This window comes from Escherichia sp. TW09308, from assembly GCF_000208565.1.
Taxonomy (GTDB): Bacteria; Pseudomonadota; Gammaproteobacteria; order Enterobacterales; family Enterobacteriaceae; genus Escherichia; species Escherichia marmotae.
The window spans coordinates 1294976-1319921 of the sequence record NZ_AEME01000001.1 but is presented as its reverse complement, the minus strand read 5'-3'; the positions used below and the strand labels follow the sequence as shown (position 1 = coordinate 1319921).

Annotated in this window: 20 protein-coding genes; 4 read left to right on the top strand and 16 right to left on the bottom strand. The window is 51.9% G+C overall.

Annotated features, from left to right (window positions below):
* Nucleotides 1-37: 37 nt before the first annotated feature.
* On the bottom strand, nt 38-1801 hold the full coding sequence (locus tag ESM_RS0106380) for a vWA domain-containing protein (RefSeq protein ID WP_001244799.1): 1764 nt from the start codon (nt 1799-1801) through the stop codon (nt 38-40).
* 137 nt (nt 1802-1938) lie between these two features.
* On the opposite strand from ESM_RS0106380, the gene ESM_RS0106375 reads away from it, so the two are divergent.
* The gene (locus ESM_RS0106375; RefSeq protein WP_032335326.1) at nt 1939-2910 is read left to right on the top strand and encodes a M28 family metallopeptidase; all 972 of its coding nucleotides are present in this window, start codon (nt 1939-1941) and stop codon (nt 2908-2910) included.
* A 101-nt stretch (nt 2911-3011) separates the two neighbouring features.
* Nucleotides 3012-3515, top strand: coding sequence for a YfbM family protein (locus ESM_RS0106370; protein WP_000525379.1), 504 nt, complete (start codon nt 3012-3014; stop codon nt 3513-3515).
* A 68-nt stretch (nt 3516-3583) separates the two neighbouring features.
* Here ESM_RS0106370 and nuoN read toward each other — a convergent pair whose 3' ends face one another.
* From nuoN to lrhA, 14 genes are all read right to left on the bottom strand, one after another.
* Nucleotides 3584-5041: an NADH-quinone oxidoreductase subunit NuoN gene (gene nuoN, locus ESM_RS0106365; RefSeq protein ID WP_000156702.1), complete on the bottom strand. Its 1458-nt coding sequence runs from the start codon at nt 5039-5041 to the stop codon at nt 3584-3586.
* Between the two features lie 6 nt (nt 5042-5047).
* Nucleotides 5048-6577 carry an NADH-quinone oxidoreductase subunit M gene (gene nuoM / locus ESM_RS0106360; RefSeq protein WP_000926451.1) on the bottom strand — a complete coding sequence of 510 codons (1530 nt, stop codon included), beginning with the start codon at nt 6575-6577 and terminating at the stop codon, nt 5048-5050.
* 164 nt (nt 6578-6741) lie between these two features.
* A complete protein-coding gene (gene nuoL / locus ESM_RS0106355; RefSeq protein ID WP_001056648.1) occupies nt 6742-8583 on the bottom strand; it encodes an NADH-quinone oxidoreductase subunit L in 1842 nt (613 codons plus the stop codon).
* Entirely contained in the window at nt 8580-8882 is a 303-nt protein-coding gene (gene nuoK, locus ESM_RS0106350) for an NADH-quinone oxidoreductase subunit NuoK (protein WP_000612644.1), read from the bottom strand. The genes nuoL and nuoK overlap by 4 nt, the downstream gene beginning before the upstream one ends.
* Complete coding sequence (gene nuoJ / locus ESM_RS0106345) at nt 8879-9433, bottom strand: NADH-quinone oxidoreductase subunit J (RefSeq protein ID WP_000393511.1); 555 nt, start codon at nt 9431-9433, stop codon at nt 8879-8881. Before nuoJ ends, nuoK begins: the two co-directional genes overlap by 4 nt.
* Before the next feature lie 11 nt (nt 9434-9444).
* Nucleotides 9445-9987 carry an NADH-quinone oxidoreductase subunit NuoI gene (gene nuoI / locus ESM_RS0106340; protein ID WP_000172749.1) on the bottom strand — a complete coding sequence of 181 codons (543 nt, stop codon included), beginning with the start codon at nt 9985-9987 and terminating at the stop codon, nt 9445-9447.
* A gap of 14 nt (nt 9988-10001) precedes the next feature.
* Entirely contained in the window at nt 10002-10979 is a 978-nt protein-coding gene (gene nuoH / locus ESM_RS0106335; RefSeq protein ID WP_000220077.1) for an NADH-quinone oxidoreductase subunit NuoH, read from the bottom strand.
* A complete protein-coding gene (gene nuoG / locus ESM_RS0106330) occupies nt 10976-13702 on the bottom strand; it encodes an NADH-quinone oxidoreductase subunit NuoG (RefSeq protein WP_010376987.1) in 2727 nt (908 codons plus the stop codon). Before nuoG ends, nuoH begins: the two co-directional genes overlap by 4 nt.
* Nucleotides 13703-13754: 52 nt before the next feature.
* A complete protein-coding gene (gene nuoF, locus ESM_RS0106325) occupies nt 13755-15092 on the bottom strand; it encodes an NADH-quinone oxidoreductase subunit NuoF (RefSeq protein ID WP_000789507.1) in 1338 nt (445 codons plus the stop codon).
* The gene (gene nuoE / locus ESM_RS0106320) at nt 15089-15589 is read right to left on the bottom strand and encodes an NADH-quinone oxidoreductase subunit NuoE (RefSeq protein WP_000545042.1); all 501 of its coding nucleotides are present in this window, start codon (nt 15587-15589) and stop codon (nt 15089-15091) included. Before nuoE ends, nuoF begins: the two co-directional genes overlap by 4 nt.
* A gap of 2 nt (nt 15590-15591) precedes the next feature.
* Nucleotides 15592-17394, bottom strand: a complete 1803-nt coding sequence (nuoC, locus tag ESM_RS0106315) for an NADH-quinone oxidoreductase subunit C/D (RefSeq protein WP_000247865.1) — start codon at nt 17392-17394, stop codon at nt 15592-15594.
* Nucleotides 17395-17487: 93 nt separating this feature from the next.
* Nucleotides 17488-18150, bottom strand: a complete 663-nt coding sequence (nuoB, locus tag ESM_RS0106310; RefSeq protein WP_000386733.1) for an NADH-quinone oxidoreductase subunit NuoB — start codon at nt 18148-18150, stop codon at nt 17488-17490.
* A gap of 15 nt (nt 18151-18165) precedes the next feature.
* Nucleotides 18166-18609 (bottom strand): NADH-quinone oxidoreductase subunit NuoA, encoded by a 444-nt coding sequence (gene nuoA, locus ESM_RS0106305; RefSeq protein WP_000062991.1) that lies wholly within the window; start codon nt 18607-18609, stop codon nt 18166-18168.
* 614 nt (nt 18610-19223) lie between these two features.
* On the bottom strand, nt 19224-20162 hold the full coding sequence (gene lrhA, locus ESM_RS0106300) for a transcriptional regulator LrhA (protein ID WP_000622300.1): 939 nt from the start codon (nt 20160-20162) through the stop codon (nt 19224-19226).
* Nucleotides 20163-21084: 922 nt separating this feature from the next.
* Between lrhA and alaA the strand changes: the two genes are divergently transcribed.
* The gene (gene alaA, locus ESM_RS0106295) at nt 21085-22302 is read left to right on the top strand and encodes an alanine transaminase AlaA (protein WP_000074519.1); all 1218 of its coding nucleotides are present in this window, start codon (nt 21085-21087) and stop codon (nt 22300-22302) included.
* A gap of 83 nt (nt 22303-22385) precedes the next feature.
* Nucleotides 22386-22985, top strand: coding sequence for a 5'-deoxynucleotidase (gene yfbR / locus ESM_RS0106290; RefSeq protein ID WP_000813873.1), 600 nt, complete (start codon nt 22386-22388; stop codon nt 22983-22985).
* 70 nt (nt 22986-23055) lie between these two features.
* On the opposite strand, the gene ESM_RS0106285 is transcribed toward yfbR, so the two are convergent.
* A complete protein-coding gene (locus ESM_RS0106285; protein WP_001012850.1) occupies nt 23056-24888 on the bottom strand; it encodes an SLC13 family permease in 1833 nt (610 codons plus the stop codon).
* Between the last annotated feature and the right edge of the window lie 58 nt (nt 24889-24946).

The following is a 24946-nucleotide window of genomic DNA, read 5'->3' as shown; positions in this document are numbered from 1 at the left end:
GCTTGATGTCGATATCCGGCAAACAGATTTATCATTTTTAGTTTTGTGAATTGTCCAGACCTTCCGCCAGCCCAATCAGGCGAATAAATTCCGCTCTGTAGCCTTGTTGATCCGGTCCTTTCGCTTGCCGCGCCCACTGTTCGATCTGCTGCCAGGATGTATTATTCAGGTATTCAGAACCGCGCAATTTTTGCCCAAACGCAGCGACTGCTGCGCGAAAACGCATATCTTCTGAAGGTGCGTTTATTGTGGGTGCCAACGGGAATTCAACTAACTGACTTTCTTTTCCCTGCGGGTATTTCCAACGAATCTTTAACCAGGCCAGTTCTTTCGCTTTATCTGATTTCGCTGATTTGTTATCCGGGGCATAGCGTAACTTATCAATTGATGCTTTTTGCCCATTCAGCGTTAATTCGAATAACAACGTTATATGTTTACCTGCGCCAATATCCCCCGCATCAACGTTGTCGTTATTAAAATCCTCCGCCCGAAGTTGGCGCTTTTCATAACCAATCTGACGGTATTCCGTTACCCACGCGGGGTTAAACTCTATTTGCGCTTTGACATCTTTTGCTACGGTAATCAACGTCTGCCGCATTTCACTGTTCAACACTTTCTGCGCTTCAGAGAGAGTATCAATGTAGCTGTAGTTGCCGTTACCAACATCGGCAATTCGCACCATCATTGCCTCGTTGTAATTGTCATCCCCCACGCCAAGCGTCGAAAGAGTAACACCGGACTCCCGCTGTTTTTTGACCATTGATTCAATCGATTTTGGATCGTCAATACCAACGTTAAAGTCACCGTCAGTGGCCAATAAAATGCGATTGATGCCGCCCTTAATAAACCCCTTCGCCGCCTGCTGATAAGCCAGTTCCAGCCCGGCACCGCCATTGGTACTGCCTTCCGCATCCAGCGAATCAATCGCGGCATTAATTTCTGACTTGTGATTCCCTGAGGTAGAAGGCAACGCAATACGGGAGTCGCCAGCGTAGGTTACGATGGCAATGTTATCCTGCTCACGAAGTTCTTTGACCAATAATTTCAACGAAGACTGAATAAGTGGCAAACGTTCACTAGAAATCATTGAACCAGAAGTGTCGATAAGAAAGACCAGATTAGAAGCTGGTAACTCTTCACTTTTGCGATCTTTCGCCAGGATATCAACTTTCAGCAATGTTCGCTGCTCATTCCAGGGCGCAGATGCCAGTTCATAGCGCATAGCGAAAGGTATTGGCTTAGTGGCGGGAACAGGCTCTTTATTATTGCTTTTATCATTAATAACCCAGTCTGACGGAAAATAATTGACCATCTCCTCCACCCGCACAGAGTCTGGCGGAGGTAACAGCCCTTGATTGAGGAAACGCCGTACATTTGCATAGCTGCCGGTGTCGACGTCAAGGCTAAACGTCGCCAACGGGTTTTGCACTACCTGCTTAACCGGATTATCATCGAACTGCTGGTAGCGAGCTGTTCCTGGATTTGCGATACGTGTAGCTTTTGCTTTAGCCGCTCTTTCAAATGTTGGCGCTTCCTGCAATCGCCCCGGCAAAGCCTGTTTGTCTGAGGATTGTTGCGCTTCATGCTGGGCTAAGGTTTTTGCTTTCGCGTCTGCAGCGGCTTTAGCGGCGGCGGCTCTTTGCTCCGCCACTTTTGTTGCTGCTTGTTGCGCGGCAAGTACTTGCTGGTCTGTGGGTGTAGTAGATTGTTGTTGCTGACTTTCCTTATCATCAGATTCCTGCCCACATCCTGACAAAATCAAACTACTAATAAGCAACATGATTATATTTTTATTTCGCATATAAAATCCTTTTAAATAAACTCAGCTACCAGACATAAAATAGACTCTTTGTATAATCCGACCAATCTTAATAAAATACAATCCCGAAACCCATAACAAATAATAATTCAACAACAAAACCTATTAATAATTTGTATATGAAAAAAATAACCTTTCCCTTTTTTATATTGTTCTTGCTTTCACTTCCTCTAATTGTTTTTTATCAACCCTGGGTCAATGCATTACCGCCAACGCCCCGGCACGCAAGTCCCGAGCAATTAGAAAAAACAGTTCGTTACTTTACACAAACTGTGCATCCACGTAGTGCTGACAATATTGATAATCTGAATAGATCCGCAGAGTATATAAAAGAGGCCTTTGTCAGTAGCGGTGCCAGAGTTACCGTGCAGGACGTCCCCATTACTGGTGGCCCCTACAAAAACATTGTTGCTGATTACGGTCCTGCCAATGGATCGCTGATTATTATTGGGGCGCACTATGATTCCGCAACCAGTTATGAAAACGACCAGTTAATCTATACGCCAGGCGCGGATGATAACGCCAGTGGCGTCGCCGGACTACTGGAGCTGGCACGTTTGTTACAGCAGCAAGCGCCGAAAACAGGCGTTCAACTAGTCGCCTATGCGTCGGAAGAACCGCCCTTCTTTCGTAGCGATGAAATGGGGAGCGCGGTACACGCCGCTTCGCTTGAGCGTCCGGTGAAATTAATGATAGCGCTGGAGATGATTGGTTATTACGACTCCGCATCCGGGAGTCAGGATTACCCTTACTCTGTCATGTCCTGGCTTTATCCCGACCGTGGTGATTTTATTGCAGTGGTTGGCAGAATGCAGGATATCAGCGCTGTGCGTCAGGTAAAATCTGCGTTGTTATCAGCAACAGAGTTGCCTGTTTATTCTATTAACGCACCGGGATTTATTCCCGGTATCGATTTCTCCGACCATCTCAATTACTGGCAGCAAGATATTCCTGCCGTCATGATTACAGACACTGCGTTTTATCGAAATAAACAATATCACCAGTCTGGCGATACTGCAGACAGACTCAATTACCAGAAAATGGCGCAGGTAATTGATGGCGTTATTAGTTTGTTGCATAACAGTAAATAATAAAAATTTCTCGAGGCAGCTCCAGAAAAATGACTGCTGTAATTTTATTTTGTGGCATCTGATTTAAGATGCGAAAAATGAAATTCAACGGAGGAAAACAAATGGGAATGATTGGTTATTTTGCGGAAATTAATTCAGAAAAGGTTAACCAACTGCTTGAGTCTACTGAAAAACCTTTGATGGACAATATTCACGACACGCTTTCAGGTTTACGCCGACTGGATATTGATAAGCGCTGGGATTTTTTACATTTTGGCCTGACAGGTACCTCTGCTTTTGATCCCGCGAAGAATGACCCGCTAAGTCGTGCCGTGCTTGGTGAACACAGCCTCGAAGATGGCATAGATGGTTTCCTGGGATTGACCTGGAATCAGGAGTTAGCCGCGACAATCGACCGCCTGGAAGCTCTGGATCGAAGTGAGCTGCGTAAACAGTTTTCCATTAAGCGACTCAATGAAATGGAGATTTATCCGGGAGTGACCTTTTCAGAAGAGTTAGAGGGGCAACTCTTTGCGTCGATCATGCTTGATATGGAGAAGTTGATTAGCGCGTATCGACGTATGCTGCGACAAGGGAATCATGCGCTGACGGTTATTGTTGGGTGATGGTGTCAAAGGCACCATAAAAAAACCGCCGAACATGTCGGCGGCTTTCTGACTTACGAACTGACTGCTTACATCAGCGGCATTGCCAAACGTACAATGCTGATCAGCGGTTGCGGCCATACACCCAGCACCAGTACCAACAGTGCGGAGATCAGCACCACGATGCCGCCTGCCGTGTACTGCCAGTCTGACGGTGCATCACGGTTTGGCTGTTCTGAACCATGAAGGTACAGGCTTACCGCCACGCGCAAGTAGTAGTAGAGGCCGATTGCCGAACCGACAACCACAGCGCCCACCAGCCACCACAGGTGCGCCTGAACACCGACCGCCAGCACGTAGAACTTACCGATAAAGCCCAGCGTCATCGGGATACCGGCCAGTGACAGCATCATCACCGTCATCACCGCCGCGAGGATCGGACGATGCCAGAACAGTCCGCGGTAAGAGAACAGGGAATCAGCATCCGGGCCACGATACGGGCTGGACATCAGGCTGACCACACCGAACGCGCCGAGGCTGCTGAACAGATAACCGGCGAGGTAAACCCCTACCGCTTCCATCGACATCTCGCCGGTTTGCAGCGCAATCAGTGCCACCAGCAGATAACCGAGGTGAGAGATAGACGAGTAACCGAGCAGACGTTTGATATTGGTCTGGCTCAGCGCCATCAGGTTACCGAAGATGATGGAGGCAAAGGCGATAATCGCCAGCACCACGCGAATCGCTTCGCTGTCGCCCACCGGTGCGTAAAGGAACAGACGCATCACCACGCCGAAGATAGCGATTTTGCTCGCCGTCGCCAGGAAGGTGGAAACCGGCGCAGGCGCGCCCTGGTATACGTCTGGTGTCCACAGGTGGAACGGCACCAGAGAAAGTTTGAAGCCGAGGCCGACAATCATCAGGCCAAAACCCGCCAGTAACAGCGGCTCGTTGAGCATACCATCACCGAGGTTTTTACCCAGCGCGACGAACGACAGGTCGCCAGACTGCGCGTACACCAGCGCCATACCGAACAGCAAGAAAGAAGACGCTGCGGCAGAAAGAATGGTGTATTTGATACTGGCTTCCAGCGAACGTTTCTGGCGGAAAGCGTAACCGACCAGGCCAAACAACGGCAGAGAGATCAGTTCGATACCGAGGAACAGAGACGCCAGATGGTTGGCATTCGCCAGCAAGATCCCACCCAAGGCGGCAATTAACACCAACAGGTAGAACTCGTCCTTGTTGTCGTTATAACCTTCAAGCCACGGGTAGGCAAAAGTACAGGTGGCGAGGCTCGCCAGCAGTACCAGCCCGGTGTAGAGCATGGCGAAACCATCAACGCGCATCAGCGGCGTGACGTCCATAGCGCCCGCCTGGCCAACAAACCAGAGCGAAACCAGCGCCGCGTTAAGCCCAATGACCGACAGCGTGGCGTTGAGGAAGTGATTGCGTCGCCACGCAATGGAGAGCATCACAACCACCACCGTCAAGCCGACGATCAGCAACGGTAGCAGTGCGATCAGGTTTTGTGGAGTTATTGTCATGGCGATTTACGGCCTTGTAGTAGTAACGGAATTAACAAACCACTGCTGGATATTGCCAATCGCGGAGTGCGAGGTATCCAGAATCGGCTGCGGCCAGAAGCCCAGCAGTACCAGCAGCACCACCAGCAACAGGATCATAAACAACTCACGCAGCGACATCCCTGGTAGTTCCTGGCTGGCAATCTCGCTTTTCGCCTTACCGAAGTAAGCGCGATGCAGCATTGCCAGCGAATAAACAGACGCAAAGACCAGCCCAAAAGTAGAGATAACGGTAATGACCGGGACGACCTGGAAGCTGCCGAACAGAATCATAAATTCACCGACGAAGTTACCAGTGCCCGGCATCCCAAGCGTTGCCACAGCAAAGAACAGCGACAGTGCTGGCAGCCATTTCATTTTGCTCCACAGACCGCCCATCATGCGCATGTCACGGGTGTGGATACGTTCATAGAGCTGACCGCAGAGAATAAACAGACCCGCCGCCGACAAGCCGTGCGCAATCATCTGAATAACCGCGCCCTGGTAGGCCAACTGGCTGCCGGTATAGATAGCAATCAGCACGAAGCCCATGTGGGAAACCGAGGTGTAGGCGATCAAACGTTTGATATCAGTCTGGGCAAAGGCCATCCACGCACCGTAGAAGATGCCGATAACACCCAGCCACATCGCGATTGGCGCAAACTCTGCCGACGCGTTCGGGAACAACGGCAGGGAGAAACGCAGCAGACCGTAAGCGGCGGTTTTCAGCAAGATCCCCGCGAGGTCAACGGAACCGGCAGTCGGTGCCTGGGAGTGGGCATCTGGCAACCAACCGTGCAGTGGAACCACCGGCATTTTCACCGCAAAGGCGATGAAGAAGCCCAGCATCAACAGATATTCCACACCGCTGGACATTGGCGTATTCAGCAGCTCTTCATAGTTGAAGGTCCAGGCACCAGTCGCATTGTAGTGAACGAAGACCAGCGCCAGGATGGCGATCAACATCACCAGACCACTCGCCTGGGTGTAGATGAAGAATTTGGTTGCCGCCGTGATACGCGTTTTACCGTCAGAAGCTTTATGCCCCCACAGTGCGATCAGGAAGTACATCGGCACCAGCATCATTTCCCAGAAGAAGAAGAACAGGAACATGTCGATGGCAAGGAACACGCCGATAACACCGCCCAGGATCCACATCAGGTTGAGGTGGAAGAAGCCCTGATATTTTTCGATCTCATTCCACGAGCAAAGTACCGCCAGCACGCCGAGCAGACCTGTCAGCACGACCATCAGCAACGACAGACCATCAATGGCGAGGTGAATAGAGATTCCAAAACGCGGGATCCACGGCATGTCGAATTCAGACTGCCACTGCGGAATTCCGGCGGATTGCGTCAGTGAATAACCGCCCTGCAACCACAGTTGCAGCGACAGCGCCAGCGTCAATCCCATGGTGATTAGCGCGATCCAGCGCGGCACCTTTACGCCAAAGCGTTCGGTCTGCCAGCACAGGAAGCCGCCAATAAAGGGAATTAATATTAGCCAGGGTAGTAACATGGCGATCTTTATTCCTTGTAAAAGTCCCGTCAGGACCGGATTTTCAACGAATTCTCACGACAGAAAATTCACTTCGGATTGGGGGGAGTGTCGGATGCGCCGCTGTAGTGGCTTATCCGACCTACGTTCTTATATGCCCGAGGGCAAATCCCACAATCCTTAACTCAACGCAGTACCATCAACAGTGCCAGCACCACGACCGCACCGATGCTCATGGATGCCACATACCAGCGCAGGTAGCCGTTCTCACTGAGCAACAGACCTTTACCCGCAAAGCGCGAGAGGATCGCCGGGATGTTCATCATTGAGTTCAGCGGATCGCGTTTCAGCAACCAGGCGATCCCCAGGAACGGTTTGACGAACACTTTGTCGTACAGCCAGTCAAAGCCCCAGGCGTTGTACCACCAGGTCCCCAGCAGACGACCCGGTGCACTGTTGGCGATAGAAGTCACCAGAGTACGTTTACCCAGCCACAGCCAGGCTGCCAGCAAAATGCCAACAACCGCAACCACGCCAGAGGTAATTTCCAGGGTCAACATACTGCCGTGTGCCAGCTCCGTGGTTTGCGGAAGCACGCCCTGCAGCGGCGGTACAATCAGTGCGCCAACGAAGGTGGAAAGGATCAGCAGCACAATCAGCGGCAGGCTGTGGGTGATCCCTTTCACGGCGTGAGCGTGAATTTGTTCTTTTCCGTGGAAGACGATGAAAATCATACGGAAGGTGTAGAGCGAGGTCATAAACGCACCGACCAGACCAGCCACCATCAGATTGATATGACCATTCGCCATCGCACCCGCGAGGATCTCATCCTTACTGAAGAAGCCCGCAGTGACCAGCGGCAGTGCCGACAGCGCCGCGCCGCCCACCAGGAAGCAGAGATAAACCAGCGGAATAGATTTACGCAGACCGCCCATCTTGAAGATGTTCTGTTCGTGATGACAGGCCAGAATGACAGAACCGGATGCCAGGAACAGCAGCGCTTTAAAGAATGCGTGGGTCATCAAGTGGAAAATCGCCGCATCCCATGCCTGCACGCCAAGCGCGAGGAACATGTAGCCAATCTGACTCATGGTGGAGTAAGCGAGAACACGTTTGATGTCGGTCTGTACCAGCGCAGCAAAACCAGCCAGCAGCAAGGTAACCGCCCCGACAATACCCACCAGATGCAGAACTTCCGGGGTCATCAGGAACAGGCCGTGGGTACGGGCGATCAGGTAAACACCTGCGGTTACCATGGTTGCGGCGTGGATCAGCGCAGAGACAGGCGTCGGGCCAGCCATCGCGTCGGCAAGCCATGTCTGCAACGGCAACTGCGCAGATTTACCAACCGCACCACCCAGCAGCATCAGCGTCGCCCACATCAGCATGTTATTGCCGTCTGCAAAGTGCGCCGGTGCCAGTTCCACCATTTCGCGGAAGTTCAGCGTGCCCAGTTCGTTGTAGAGAATGAACAGCGCGAAAGCGAGGAACACGTCACCGACACGGGTCACGACAAACGCTTTCATTGCCGCGGCACCATTCTTCGGATCGGTGTAATAGAAACCGATCAGCAGATAGGAGCACAGGCCCACGCCTTCCCAGCCGAGGTACATCAGCAGCAGGTTGTCGGCCAGAACCAGAACCACCATGCTGGCAATGAACAGGTTGGTGTAAGCGAAGAAGCGAGAGTAGCCCTCTTCACCGCGCATATACCAGGAGGCGTACATGTGGATCAGGAAACCCACACCGGTGACCACTGAGAGCATGGTCAGTGACAGGCCGTCCAGCACCAGGTTGAAACCGATGTTAAAGTCGCCTACCGACATCCACGTCCACAGCGGCTGGCTGTAAGCCTGCTCACCGTTAGCGAAGAAATCGACGCCGATAAAAGCAGTCACCAGCGCAGCCAGGCCCACAGAGCCAACGCCAACGATCGCTGAGACATTTTCAGACCAGCGTCCGCGAGAGAACGCCAGCAGAATGAAGCCAACTAATGGCAAAATAATGGTTAAGGCAAGCATGTTCATCCGCGCATCTCACTTACTGAATCGATGTTCAGGTTCTGGCGACGACGGTGAAGTTGCAGCAGCAGCGCAAGACCGATACTCGCTTCCGCCGCCGCGAGGCTGATGGCAAGAATGTACATCACCTGACCGTCGGTCTGGCCCCAGTAGCTCCCGGCGACCACAAAGGCCAGCGCGGAGGCGTTAATCATGATTTCCAGACCAATCAGCATAAACAGCAGATTGCGACGGATAACCAGACCGGTTAAGCCAAGAACGAACAAGATTGCCGCGAGGATCAGTCCATGTTGTAAGGGGATCATGCGTGCTCCTCCGTTTTTCTTTTCGCGCTGTCGTCTTTGCGATTGCTCAGCACTTCACCCGCACGCTCTTCGCGACCGACGTGGAAGGCCACAACCAGACCGGCCAGCAGCAGCATAGAGGCCAGTTCAACCGCCAGCACGTAAGGCCCAAACAGCGTAATACCCACTGCTTTGGCGCTGATTGGCGTACCATCGATACCCTGATCGTTAACACCGAGAATGGCGTAAACAATCACCACCAGCATGATGGCCGACAAAATTGCCGGACCAATCCACACCTGCGGTTTCAGCCACTGGCGTTCCTGTTCGATTTCCGAACCGCCCAGGTTGAGCATCATCACCACGAACACGAACAGCACCATAATGGCACCCGCGTAGACGATAATTTCCAGCGCACCGGCAAAGTAAGCGCCCAGTGAGAAGAACACCCCGGAAATCGCCAGCAGCGAAATAATCAGGTACAGCAATGCGTGTACCGGATTGGTATGGGTGATCACTCGCAAGGTCGCAAGTATGGCTATCAGGCCACAGATATAAAAAGCGAACTCCATTGCCCCTCTCCTTACGGTAACAGGCTCTTGACGTCGATAGGCTTGGCTTCGTTCTCTGCTTCGCCCTTATCTTTGCCGTCGATTGCCATACCTGCCATCCGGTAGAAGTTATATTCCGGGTATTTGCCCGGACCGGAGATCAGCAGATCCTCTTTCTCGTAAACCAGATCCTGGCGTTTGTATTCCCCCATCTCGAAATCCGGGGTTAACTGAATCGCCGTGGTCGGACAGGCTTCTTCGCACAGACCACAGAAAATGCAGCGTGAGAAGTTGATGCGGAAAAATTCCGGATACCAGCGACCGTCTTTGGTTTCTGCTTTTTGCAGCGAGATACAGCCGACCGGGCAGGCTACTGCGCAGAGGTTACAGGCTACGCAACGCTCTTCGCCGTCCGGATCACGGGTCAGAACGATACGACCACGATAACGGGGCGGCAGATAGACCGGCTCTTCCGGGTACATTCGCGTTTCGCGCTTGGCGAACGCGTGCAGGCCGATCATCCAGATACTACGAACCTGGGTGCCGAAACCTACTAACAATTCTTTTAAGGTCATGGTCTTAGTGCCCCTTATTGCGCCTGCCAGAGAATGACAGCCGCCGTTACCAGCAAGTTGATCAGCGTCAGCGGCAGGCAGATTTTCCAGCCGAAGGACATTACCTGGTCATAACGCGGACGCGGCAACGACGCACGAATCAAAATGAACATCATCATAAAGAACGCAGTTTTCAGCGCGAACCAGATGAATGGCGGTAACAACGGGCCTTGCCAGCCACCGAAGAACAACGTCACCATCAGTGCGGAGATGGTCACAATCCCGATGTATTCACCCACGAAGAACAGGCCGAATTTCATCCCGGAATATTCAATGTGGTAACCATCCGCCAGTTCCTGCTCGGCTTCCGGCTGGTCAAACGGGTGACGGTGACATACCGCCACGCCCGCGATGGCAAAGGTAATAAAACCAAAGAATTGCGGGATGACGTTCCATACATGCGCCTGGCTGTTAACGATGTCGGTCATGTTGAATGAACCGGCCTGCGCCACCACGCCCATCAGGGAAAGCCCGAGGAACACTTCGTAGCTTAGGGTCTGCGCAGAAGCACGCATCGCACCCAGCAGCGAGTATTTGTTGTTACTTGACCAGCCCGCAAACAGCACTGCGTAAACCGCCAGACCTGCCATCATCAGGAAGAACAAAATCCCGATGTTCAGGTCGGCAACCACCCAACCCGGACTGACTGGCACAATCGCAAAGGCCAGCAGCAACGAGGTAAAGGCGATCATCGGCGCAAGGGTAAAGATGACGCGATCCGAGAATTTCGGGATCCAGTCTTCTTTAAAGAACATTTTGATCATGTCCGCGACCAACTGAAGCGAACCGCCCCAGCCAACACGGTTAGGTCCGTAACGGTTCTGGAACAGCCCCAGCAGACGACGTTCACCAAAGCTCATGAATGCCCCGCAGGTGACAACCACCAGCAAGATCACCACCGCTTTGAGGATGGTCAGCAGGATCTCAATCAGTTCCGGTGATAACCAGGTCATTGTTGTGCCTCCTTGAGATCCTCAAGATGCGCGCCAGCCAGCACCGGGGCAATGCCGGACATGCCCATCGGCAAGCCCACCTGCCCTGCCGTCAGCCCTTCTGCGATTTCAACCGGTAGCGTGACCGTGTTGCCATCGTAACTAAAGGAGACGCGAGTACCCGCATTCACGCCCAACTTCGCGGCATCTGCCGGGTTGAGTTTGATATACGGCTGCGGCATACGGCTCTGGAATACCGGAGCACGCTGTGACAGTTCATCGCTGCCAAACAGATGGTAGTACGGCGCGATACGCCATTTCCCTTCCTGCGGCTGGAAGCGTGCCGGTACGCTGGTGAAGTAATCCAGACCGTTTTCGCTGGCTTCAAACAAACGCACGCCCGGATCGCCAAAGCGCAATTTGCCACCCACTTCGTCCTGGAATTTGTTCCACGCCTGCGGGGAGTTCCAGCCCGGTGCCCAGGCAAACGGCACTTGCGAACGGTGCGCGGTCGGCTGGTTGTTACCTTCCATCGAGAAGGTGAACATGGTGTCGATATCCTGCGGCTGACGCGGTTCATGAACGCTGATATTGGCGCGCATGGCGGTACGACCACTGTAACGGTGCGGCTCACGAGCCAGTTTCTGACCACGAATGCGGAATGTCGCATCCGGCGCGGCATCTTTGATGCCAGCAAGTTCCGGGATCTTCGCCACGACGGCGTCAATCACATGGTCGAGCTGCGTCCAGTCCACCTCTCGACTCAGCAGTGTACTGTGCAGCGAGTGTAACCAGCGCCAGCTTTCCAGCATCACCGTTTTGCTGTCGTAGTAAGACGGATCGTAAACCTGGAAGAAACGTTGAGCACGACCTTCGTTGTTGATCACCGTACCATCGCTTTCAGCAAAGCTGGCAGCGGAAAGCACCAGATGGGCGTTTTCCATAATCGCCGTGCGCTGATGGTCAACCACCATCACCAGCGGCGCTTTTGCCAGCGCGGCGTTCACGCGGGTCGCGGAAGCGTGACGATGTAGATCGTTTTCCAGCACCACCACTGCATCGGCGCGTCCGGTTTCCAGTTCGGTCAGGGCTTCTTCAAGCGAACCGCCGCCCATAATGCCCAGCCCCATACTGTTTACGGAACGGGCAATCATAGTGATACCTACGTCAGCGCCGCGACCTTTCAGGGCTTTCGCTACGTTAGCTGCAGCCTGAATCACTTCTGTACTACCGGCGTTAGTGCCGGAGATAATCAACGGTTTCTTCGCACCAGCCAGTGCCTGTACGATGACGTCGACTTTGCTTTGCAGCTCCGGCTCGATACCGTCAACCGCTGGTGCGGAGTTGTCCAGCGCGTGGGCGATGGCAAAACCTAAACGCGCCTGATCTTCAACCGGTGCGCGGTAAGTCCACGCCGCGATGTCATCCAGGCGGGTGTCATCAACGTTAGTAACAAACAGCGGGTGCTTGGCACGTTGGCCAATGTTGAGGATTGCCGCAATCTGCCAGTCAGCCACTTTCTGTGCTGCCGCCATTTCGCGCGCTTTGCCTTTTACTGCCTGACGAACCGCCAGCGCGACGCGTGCCCCGGTCTGTGTAACATCTTCGCCCAGCACCAGTACTGCATCGTAAGATTCGATTTCACGCAGTGCCGGAGTATAAATGCCGCCTTCACGCAGCACTTTCAGCGCCAGTTGCAGACGTTCCTGCTCACCGTGAGCGATACCGGTGTAGAAGTTTTCTTCGCCAACCAGTTCACGCAGCGCAAAGTTGCTTTCCACGCTGGCACGCGGAGAACCGATGCCGATGACTTTCTTCGACTGACGCAGAATATCTGCCGCACCTTGCATCGCCTGCTCGGCGTTGAGGGTGATGAAATCATCGCCACGACGCTGTACCGGCTGACGTGGACGATCCTTCAGGTTGACGTAGCCGTAGCCGAAACGACCACGGTCGCAGAGGAAGTAATGGTTTACCGTACCGTTGTAACGGTTTTCGATACGACGCAGTTCACCATAACGTTCACCCGGGCTGGTGTTACAACCGATGGAACATTGCTGGCAGATACTCGGCGCAAACTGCATATCCCATTTACGGTTATAACGCTCGGAGTGCGTTTTATCGGTGAATACGCCGGTCGGGCAAATTTCCACCAGGTTACCGGAGAACTCGCTTTCCAGGGTGCCGTCTTCCGGGCGACCGAAGTAAACGTTGTCGTGCGCGCCATAAACGCCCAGATCCGTACCGTCAGCGTAATCTTTGTAGTAACGCACGCAGCGGTAGCAGGCGATGCAGCGGTTCATTTCATGAGAGATGAACGGCCCCAGATCCTGATTGCGGTGGGTACGTTTGGTGAAACGGTAGCGACGGAAGGTATGCCCGGTCATCACGGTCATATCCTGAAGATGGCAGTTACCACCCTCTTCACAGACCGGACAGTCGTGCGGGTGGTTGGTCATTAACCACTCGACCACACTTTCACGGAACTGTTTCGCTTCTTCGTCGTCAATGGAAATAAAGGTGCCATCGGAAGCCGGTGTCATACAGGACATCACCAGGCGACCACGCGTGTCTTCCGCGTTTTGGTATTGCTTCACCGCACACTGGCGGCAAGCACCGACGCTTCCCAGCGCCGGATGCCAGCAAAAGTAAGGAATATCAAGGCCCAGAGACAGACAAGCTTCCAGCAGGTTGTCCGCTCCGTTGACCTCGTATTCTTTGCCGTCTACATGAATTGTAGCCATTAGCATGCTTCCAGTTTTCTCAGTCATAGACTGAGCGTTAATCGAAATTCGGTTACCAGCGCTCTTTCAGCAGGTTCGGCTGAATCCCATTAATCAAATGGGTATTGCTGAACGGCTGTTTGATTCCCGCTTCAAATTCTTCACGGAAATATTTGATGGCGCTCTGTAACGGCTCCACTGCACCTGGTGCGTGGGCACAGAAGGTTTTACCCGGGCCTAAGAATCGACACAGTTGCTCAAGTGTTTCGATATCGCCAGGCTGACCTTCGCCACGCTCCAGTGCACGCAGAATTTTCACACTCCACGGCAGACCATCGCGGCACGGCGTACACCAGCCACAGGATTCACGGGCGAAAAACTCTTCCAGGTTACGTACCAGCGACACCATGTTGATCTCGTGGTCAACGGCCATCGCCAGCGCCGTACCCAGACGGCTACCCGCTTTACCGATACTTTCGAACTCCATCGGCAGGTCAAGGTGCGCTTCTGTCAGGAAGTCAGTGCCCGCGCCGCCAGGCTGCCAGGCTTTGAATTTCAGCCCGTCACGCATACCACCAGCGTAATCTTCAAGGATTTCACGCGCGGTAGTACCGAACGGCAGTTCCCACAGACCCGGATTTTTCACCCGACCAGAGAAGCCCATCAGCTTGGTGCCAGCATCTTTGCTTTTCGAGATGTTCTGATACCACTCCACGCCGTTAGCGAGGATCGCCGGAACGTTACACAGGGTTTCGACGTTGTTAACACAGGTCGGTTTGCCCCATGCGCCTGAGGTTGCCGGGAATGGCGGCTTCGAGCGCGGGTTAGCGCGACGCCCTTCCAGAGAGTTGATTAACGCAGTTTCTTCACCGCAGATGTAGCGTCCTGCCCCGGTATGGACGAACAGTTCGAAATCAAAACCTGTTCCCATAATGTTTTTACCGAGCAGCCCCGCTTCGGTCGCTTCGGCAATGGCACGACGCAGATTCACTGCCGCTTCGATATATTCGCCACGCAGGAAGATGTAGCCGCGATACGCTTTCAGCGCAAAGGCAGAGATCAACATACCTTCCACCAGCAGGTGCGGCAGTTGCTCCATCAGCAAACGGTCTTTATAGGTGCCCGGTTCCATTTCATCGGCGTTACACAGCAGGTAACGGATGTTCATGGATTCGTCTTTCGGCATCAGGCTCCACTTCAGGCCAGTAGAGAAGCCCGCACCGCCGCGCCCTTTCAGACCGGAATCTTTGACCTGATTGACGATTTCGTCCGGAGAAAGCCCGGTCAGCGCCTTACGCGCCCCTTCGTAACCGTTTTTGCTGCGGTATTCGTCCAGCCACACCGGCTGTTTGTCATCGCGCAGACGCCAGGTCAGCGGATGCGTTTCGGGAGTACGGATAATGTTTTTCATTTATACCGCTCCAGCAGTTCAGGGATCGCTTCCGGGGTCAGATGCGCGTGAGTGTCCTCATCGATCATCATGTTTGGCCCTTTGTCGCAGTTCCCCAGGCAGCAGGTTGGCAGCAGCGTAAAGCGACCGTCAAACGTCGTTTGCCCTGGTTTGATATTCAGTTTTTTCTCCAGCGCCGCCTGAATTCCCTGGTAACCGTTGATGTGACAAACCACGCTGTCACAATAGCGGATCACATGGCGACCCACCGGCTGGCGGAAGATCTGGCTGTAGAACGTTGCCACACCTTCAACATCGCTTGCCGGAATACCCAGAACGTCAGCGATCGCGTGGATCGCGCCGTCCGGCACCCAGCCACGCTGCTTCTGAACGATTTTCAGCGCTTCAATGGACGCCGCACGCGGGTCTTCGTAGTGGTGCATCTCGTGCTCAATCGCTTCACGCTCTGCCGCACTCAGCTCAAAAGCCTCGGTTTGTGGTTGTTGATTCTCGTGCATAATTAGCGGTCCACATCTGACATAACAAAATCGATACTGCCCAGATAAACAATCAGGTCAGACACCAGGCTGCCGCGGATCGCCGCCGGAATTTGCTGCAAATGCGCATAACTCGGGGTGCGGATACGGGTGCGATAACTCATGGTGCTACCGTCACTGGTCAGGTAGTAACTGTTGATCCCTTTGGTCGCCTCAATCATCTGGAAGGACTCATTGGCAGGCATCACCGGCCCCCACGACACTTGCAGGAAGTGGGTGATCAGGGTTTCGATATGTTGCAGCGTGCGCTCTTTCGGCGGCGGCGTAGTCAGCGGGTGATCCGCTTTGAACGGGCCTTCCGGCATGTTGTTGAGGCACTGCTCAAGAATGCGCAGACTCTGGCGCAGCTCTTCCACTTTCAGCATTACGCGGGTGTAGCAGTCAGAAACGCCACCACCGACCGGGATTTCAAAGTCGAAGTTTTCATAGCCAGAATAAGGACGCGCCTTACGCACGTCGAAGTCGATCCCGGTGGCACGCAAGCCAGCACCTGTGGTGCCCCACTCCAGCGCCTCTTTCGCGCCGTAGGCGGCAACGCCTTTGGAACGGCCAATCAGGATGGTGTTACGCAGCGCGGCTTTCTCGTAAGAGGCCAGACGTTTCGGCATCCAGTCAAGGAACTCACGCAGCAAGCGATCCCAGCCTCGCGGCAGGTCATGCGCCACACCGCCAATACGGAACCACGCCGGATGCATACGGAAACCAGTGATTGCTTCCACCAGATCGTAGATTTTCTGACGATCGGTAAAGGCAAAGAACACTGGCGTCATTGCACCGACGTCCTGAATAAAGGTGGAGATATACAGCAGGTGGCTATTGATGCGGAACAATTCGGAAAGCATTACGCGGATTACGTTAACGCGATCCGGCACGGTGATCCCGGCCAGTTTTTCTACCGCCAGCACGTATGGCATTTCGTTAACGCAACCGCCGAGGTATTCGATACGGTCGGTGTACGGTATGTAACTATGCCAGGACTGGCGTTCGCCCATTTTCTCCGCGCCACGGTGGTGATAGCCGATGTCTGGTACGCAGTCGACAATCTCTTCACCATCGAGCTGCAGAACGATACGGAAAGCCCCGTGCGCCGACGGGTGGTTCGGACCGAGGTTGAGGAACATGAAGTCCTCGTTTTCGGTGCCGCGCTTCATCCCCCACTCTTCCGGTTTGAAGGTCAGGGCTTCCATCTCCAGATCCTGTTTGGCTTTGGTCAGCTCAAACGGCGAGAATTCGGTAGCACGCGCCGGGTAATCTTTACGCAGCGGGTGACCTTTCCAGGTTTGCGGCATCATGATGCGACGCAAGTTCGGGTGACCGTCGAAAGTAATGCCAAACAGATCCCAGGTTTCGCGCTCATACCAGTTGGCGTTCGGGAACAGTTTGGTAAAAGTCGGCACATGTAGATCGTTTTCTGCCAGCGCCACCTTTAGCATGATGTCGCGGTTGCGATCGATCGAAATCAGATGGTAGAAAACGGAAAAATCGGCGGCAGGTAACCCTTCGCGGTGTGTGCGCAAACGCTCGTCCATGCCGTGTAAGTCAAACAGCATGACGTAAGGTTTCGGCAGTTTCTTTAAGAAATCGCCAATTTCCAGTAATTGTTCACGCTTGATCCACACAACGGGAACCCCGGTGCGAGTCGCCTGAACAGTAAAGGCATCCGGCCCAAAACGGTTGCGCAGTTCGCCAATCACCGGATCATCAAGATGATCACGGGTCTGCCAGGCGGGTTCTTGCGCGGTTAAGTCGGTCATATTGTTCACCATTGCATATGGTCCGTGGTGACTGTCGGCGTAGTTAACTTCGCGAAATAGATTTAGGAATAAGCGAAGAAAAATGCCTTTGCCGACAGGCGCAAATTAAATCTCGTCAGGTGTGCGCAGGTTGGTAACGGCAATGCGTTCACCGCGCTTGCGTTCGCGCTCTGATTGCATATTGGCGCGATATACGCCCTGATCGCCAACCACCCAGGAGAGCGGGCGACGTTCTTTGCCGATAGATTCCTGCAATAGCATCAGTGCCTGCATGTACGCTTCAGGACGCGGCGGGCAACCCGGGATATACACATCAACCGGAATGAATTTATCAACACCCTGCACAACGGAATAAATATCGTACATACCGCCGGAGTTCGCACATGCGCCCATGGAGATAACCCACTTCGGCTCCAGCATCTGGTCATAGAGACGCTGAATAACTGGCGCCATTTTGGTAAAACAGGTTCCAGCCACCACCATCAGGTCAGCCTGACGCGGCGAAGCACGCAATACTTCTGCGCCAAAACGCGCCACGTCATGAACCGCGGTAAACGAGGTCACCATCTCAACGTAACAGCAGGAAAGACCGAAGTTATACGGCCAAATTGAGTTTTTACGACCCCAGTTAACCATGTCATTGAGCTTGCCCATAAACACGTTTTTATTAACTTCTTGCTCCAGAGGGTCGGTTACGATCTCCTGCTTTTGCAGGGGGTAACGGTCGTTCTCACCGTTGGGATCTATGCGGGTGAGCGTATAATCCATCTTAATGCCTCGCGGTTAGCGTTGACGATTAGCGATACTGTTCGTTTCCGGGTTCACACGCTCGCGGCGTGAACGCGCGGGCGTCCAGTCCAGCGCGCCAATACGCACCAGATAAACCAGACCTGCCAGTAACACAAAAATAAAAATTGCCGCTTCTACAAAGCCAATCCAGCCGCTTTCGCGAATGGAAGTTGACCATGCGAACAGATACAGCGCTTCAACGTCGAAGATAACGAAGAACATGGCCACCAGATAAAACTTGGCAGACAGGCGTAAGCGGGCGGAGCCGACCGAGTCGATACCTGATTCAAACGGCACGTTTTTTGACCTCGCGCGCGCGCGACCGCCTAAAAACCAACCGCCAATCAACATCAGGCAACACAGGCCAATGGCAACGATAAGAAAGATAGCGAATGCCCAGTGATGAGCGATGACTTCAGTGGATGTTGACATACTCATTGCTTACTCATCAAAAGTAGCGCCAGATTCACTGCTCTTCACGGCAGATGGACGCCACATCGATTCATGGGGAGGAATAAAAAAAACCTTACAATCGCTGTAGAAACTATTTTATACAGCTAATTGATGTGGTCTTTTACTCCTTTCTATAACCTTTTGTCAACTTTAACAAAGGTTTCTTCACATTAATTTACATGATATCAACAACTTTTGCATTTAATGCCTTTACCCCCAGATTGTTGACAACTCCAGGAAAATTAGATGTTGTTGAATCGTGTCCGTTGTGAAGCAATGGAAAAAATACGGGTCTATTTTGACAGGAATTGGTGACGATTCCTCCCCCCAAAAGAGAGTATTTTCTTGATCTGTGACACGCTTTTGTTAATCCATAACAAAAACACAGCAATAATTTTACTCATTTTTTAACATTATTGTAGCAGGAGATTTTTTTCAGGCGATTTTTTGTTCGTTAGCGTGGGGAATGGCTGGTGATTGAAAAATGAACATTTTTGTTCGTTGTCGGGAACATTCGTAAGGTTTTATTGTAAAAAAAAGCCACTGGCGTTTTATTAATCACCAATGGCGTTTTTTACTGAATTGTTATTGCCTGGAGATTATTCGTAATCCCCTTCAATCAACAGGGAATCGTCCCCTTCCTGAGCAGTCAACGGGTTGTATTGCCACGGGTTGTGATAATTCTCCATGGCCTGGTATATCACCTGCGCCAACTCATTGTCGCAGGACGGATCATAGCACAGCAAATATTCGGTATCTGGTAGTGGTGGTAAACCATCTACCGCACTCAAAACGCGCAGGTCAGGACTCATCATCTCAACCGGTCTTGCCGTCACACCAAGGCCCGCTTTTACTGCAGCACGAACCGCCGGTAGCGTAGAGGCGACATAAGCCAGACGCCAGGGAATATCCGCTTTATTGAGCGTTGCCAGAACCATGTCACGGAACGGACTAGGATCATCCAGCAGCACAAGAGGGATCGGTTCACCTTTTTGCAATACATATTCCGCAGCGCAATACCAGTGTGTTGGAGAAGTACGCAGATTCAACGCCTTAAAGGTATCAGGACGATGAGTGGTAACCATTAAATCCACTTCCTGGGACTTCAGCATTTCTGCCATATAGGCATTGCGCTTAACGCGGACATCCAGCGCAAGTTTCGGATAAACCGAGCTTACGCGATTGAGCAGGAAAGGTAAGATCGTATCAGCAGATTCATCTGAAGCACCGATAGTTAACACGCCCTGAAGATTACTGAACATCAATGATGAGCAAGCCTCATCATTGAAACGCAGGATTTTCCTGGCGTAGCCAAGAAGCTGAATACCATGTTCAGTCAACAGTTTGTTGCGACCATGCCGAGCGAACAGTTCTTTCCCAACGAGTTGTTCCAGACGTTGCATTTGCTGACTAACAGCGGACTGAGTACGACACACAGCGGAAGCTGCGGCAGCAAAAGTGTTCAGATCGGCAACAGCAACAAATGTTCTCAGCAGATCGAGGTCGAGGTTAATTATCGGACGATTTGCACTTATCATATATTATCACTTACTGGCGGCTCATACTGAGCTGGTTAATGCTGTGCACACACAAACAAGCAATTCCATTTGTAATGTGCCTCCCTGGCAGTTTCATCCGGAACCCGGACGAAAGTAAAAATGCATATGAGTTGCACTAAAAAATGTGGCTCACATTGTTCCGTTATAATGCCTGAAGTAGATCACAGAATATATCTTCAGGAATCGCATATCTATTAAGTTACTCACTCTTTTCTATTTATGACATGCGCGAGTTTGTGTAAATGTAAATGTTGGTCCTTGCTCCACTCTCTCGCAACGGTGCGGCTCGAACATGAGCGCGAACAAATAGCGAGAGTAAGCCTGCATCAAAGCAGGTGTTCCGTCATTAAAGCAAGCATTTTACCCTAAAAACCTTTTATTTATAAGGGTCATTGCGAATTATCTGATGCAAAGTTATGTTATGTTAGGCAAAGTAATCTTCTATTATTAATATGCACAACAAAGTCTTTTTGAATATTAAATAATAATTAATTAGCACCACCTGCATACATTAATTCCTCTTAACAATAATTTCCTCCGTCACCACCTATATGCCCCACCGGCGATCACTACTCTGTTAATGTTTCACTTATAACGAAAATATCATGAATGCTTTATGTTCGTGATTTCTTAAGCCGAAGAAATTTTACACATTTATCTAACAGGTAAAAAAACCACATCCTGAATTAATACACAGAATAAATCACTACTAAATCTCATTTATTAAGTATATGCATCTTATTATTTAACGATTATTAAGTTATTAACAGCACAATTCCGCTTTCTCTCCTGGCAAAATCTTGTTCTGCAGAACTTCAAAACGCCGCCTCGGGGGAGTACATTGTTCTAAGCTGACTTCCACGGCAGGGAGTGGCGATAACAGCAAAAAAGGTCAAGATTCATGTCACCCATTGAAAAATCCAGCAAATTAGAGAATGTCTGTTATGACATCCGTGGTCCGGTGCTGAAAGAAGCAAAACGCCTGGAAGAAGAAGGTAATAAGGTATTGAAACTGAACATCGGCAACCCAGCCCCGTTCGGTTTTGACGCTCCCGATGAGATTCTGGTTGACGTGATACGCAACCTCCCGACAGCTCAGGGTTATTGCGATTCAAAAGGCCTCTATTCTGCGCGTAAGGCTATCATGCAGCATTACCAGGCACGTGGCATGCGTGATGTTACCGTGGAAGATATTTACATCGGAAATGGTGTATCGGAGCTTATCGTTCAGGCAATGCAAGCATTGCTGAACAGTGGGGATGAGATGTTGGTTCCTGCACCTGATTACCCGCTATGGACAGCGGCAGTTTCGCTCTCAGGCGGTAAAGCGGTGCACTATCTTTGCGATGAATCCTCTGACTGGTTCCCGGATCTCGATGACATTCGCGCCAAAATTACGCCACGCACGCGCGGCATTGTTATTATCAACCCGAACAACCCAACAGGCGCGGTTTATTCCAAAGAGCTATTAATGGAGATTGTGGAGATTGCGCGTCAGCATAACCTCATTATCTTCGCTGATGAAATTTACGATAAAATCCTCTACGACGACGCCGAGCATCACTCGATCGCGCCGTTGGCTCCTGACCTGCTGACCATTACCTTTAACGGGCTGTCGAAAACGTATCGTGTTGCGGGATTCCGCCAGGGCTGGATGGTGCTGAACGGGCCGAAAAAACACGCCAAAGGTTATATCGAAGGTCTGGAAATGCTGGCCTCAATGCGGCTGTGCGCCAACGTTCCCGCGCAACACGCGATACAGACAGCGCTGGGCGGCTATCAGAGCATCAGCGAGTTTATCATGCCGGGCGGGCGTCTTTACGAGCAGCGTAACCGTGCGTGGGAGTTGATTAATGATATTCCTGGCGTTTCCTGCGTAAAACCTCGCGGCGCGCTATACATGTTCCCGAAAATAGACGCCAAACGCTTTAATATTCACGACGACCAGAAAATGGTGCTGGATTTCCTGTTGCAGGAAAAAGTTCTGCTGGTACAGGGAACCGCATTTAACTGGCCGTGGCCGGATCACTTCCGCATTGTCACGCTGCCGCGTGTTGATGATATCGAACTGTCCTTGAGCAAGTTCGCTCGTTTCCTTTCTGGTTATCATCAGTTGTAATCTTAAATTCACTGCCGGAGATTGCATCCGGCAGTGTTATCCCCCCACAATGACCTCATGATGCCATCACTCGTAAGGTCGCTATGAAACAGAGCCATTTTTTTGCCCACCTCTCCCGCCTGAAGCTCATTAACCGCTGGCCGTTGATGCGTAACGTGCGGACTGAAAATGTGTCCGAACACAGTTTGCAGGTAGCGATGGTCGCCCATGCGCTGGCAGCCATCAAGAATCGCAAATTTGGCGGCCAGGTTAATGAAGAACGTATCGCGTTGCTGGCGATGTACCACGATGCCTCTGAAGTGCTCACTGGTGATCTTCCTACTCCGGTGAAATACTTCAACTCGCAAATCGCCCAGGAATATAAAGCCATTGAGAAAATCGCTCAGCAAAAACTGGTCGATATGGTTCCGGAGGAGTTGCGGGATATTTTTGCACCATTAATCGATGAACATGCGTATAGCGATGAAGAAAAGTCGCTGGTTAAACAGGCAGATGCGCTGTGTGCGTATCTGAAATGCCTGGAAGAACTCGCAGCCGGCAATAATGAGTTCTTACTGGCAAAAACGCGGCTGGAAACGACGCTTGAATCGCGCCGCAGTCAGGAGATGGACTACTTTATGGAAGTGTTTGTTCCCAGCTTCCATCTGTCTCTCGATGAGATTAGCCAGGATTCACCGCTGTAAGCCGACGTAGGCCTGATAAGACGCGCCAGCGTCGCATCAGGCCTACGTCGGTGGCGACATCAGGAGCTCGTCAAAACGGAAACAGCATCGGGATCATCACCACGCAAACCGCCATCACAATAATGGTAAACGGAACCCCCAGCTTCACAAAATCACTGAAGCTGTAATTCCCCGGCCCTAAAACCAATGTGTTAACGGGTGAAGAGACTGGTGTCATAAAGGCAGCGGATGCTGCCATCGCCACAACCATGGCAAAAGGGTAAGGCGATACGCCCATAGTTTTGGCAGCAGCCAGCGCAATCGGGGCCATCAACACCGCCGTCGCAGTGTTAGAGATAAACAAGCCTATAACCGCCGACAAGACAAACAAACAGACCAGCATCATATGCGGCCCGTAACCACCGCCAATATCCATTAATCCTTTCACCGCCAGCGCGACGCCACCGGTTTTTTGCAATGCCACAGCAAACGGCATCATCCCAACGATCAAAATAATGCTCGGCCAGTGAATAGATTTATAGGCACTTTCAGCATCGATACAGCGGAATTTGCCCATCAGCAGGCAGGCAATGATAGCCGCAACTGGATTAGGAATTTCATCGGTCAACATTAACGCCACCATCAACACCAGACAGAAAATGGCATGGGGTGCCTGACTGTGAGCGGGCGATGCTTCACTCACCTCTTCCGGTAAGTTTAACGCCACAAAGTCGCGGCCTTGTTTTGCCAACATACCGATAAGCTTCCAGTTACCGACCACCAGAATAATGTCACCCAACAGCAGAGGCTCATCCGCCAGCGAACCTTCCAGCGCCACACCGTTGCGTTTCAGCCCCACCACATTTAGTCCGTAGCGGGTACGAAAGCCAATTTCACGCACCGATTTGCCAATAAGCTCTGACTCGGGAATTAATGAAATTTCTGCCATACCGACATCAAGAGCCTGATCGGAAAAATACTCGCCGCGCAAAACCATCGGCTCCAGCAATTGTTCACTACAAAATTGACGGAGATCGACGTCAGCCGCAGACATATCAATAAGCAAAACGTCACGCGCGCGGAATTCAGACACCCCGTTCACGTTCACGATAACGCGACGAAAACGCCGCCAGCGTTCAACACCAATGACGTTTGCGCCATAACGTTCACGCAATTTGAGATCGTCCAGTCGTTGGCCAATCATCGGTGAACCGGGACGAATAGCCAGACGACGCGCACGCCCGGTAAGACGGTATTCACGAATGAGATCGCGGAAGGTGCGACGCGTCCAGCCTTCGCGCTGCGGAGCCTGGGTATCCCCTTTTAGCATAAAGCGCATCACTAGCATGTATAAAATGCCAAGTACCAATACGACCAGGCCGATAGGGGTTACGCTAAAGAAACTGAAACCATGATAGCCTTCACGTAGCAGCTCACTGTTCACCACCAGGTTAGGCGGCGTCGCCACCAGCGTCATCATGCCGCTTATCAGTCCGGCAAAACTCAATGGCATCATCAGGCGCGACGGCGACGTCTGCATACGCATAGCAACACTTAACACAACAGGAATAAAGATAGCGACGACGCCGGTTGAACTCATAAACGCGCCAAGACCGGCAACTGTCAGCATCAGTAAAACCAACATTTTGATTTCACTGCTGCCCGCAACTTTGACCAGCCATGTCCCCATCACGGTTGCAACGCCTGTACGAACTAAACCATCGCCAATAATAAACAGGGCGGCGATCAGCACAACGTTGGGATCGGAAAAGCCGGAAAAGACTTCGGTGATAGTCAGCGTACCGCTTAATGCAAACGCGACAATGACAAACAAAGCGACAGCATCCATACGCACTCTGCCCGTCGCAAACAAGACTATCGCAATCGCCAGCAATGAGAGAACCCAAATCAATTCACCGTTCACAACGTATCCTTGTTAATTGAGGGGGATGGTTTGATTCTGCCACAAAAAAGCCCCGTCG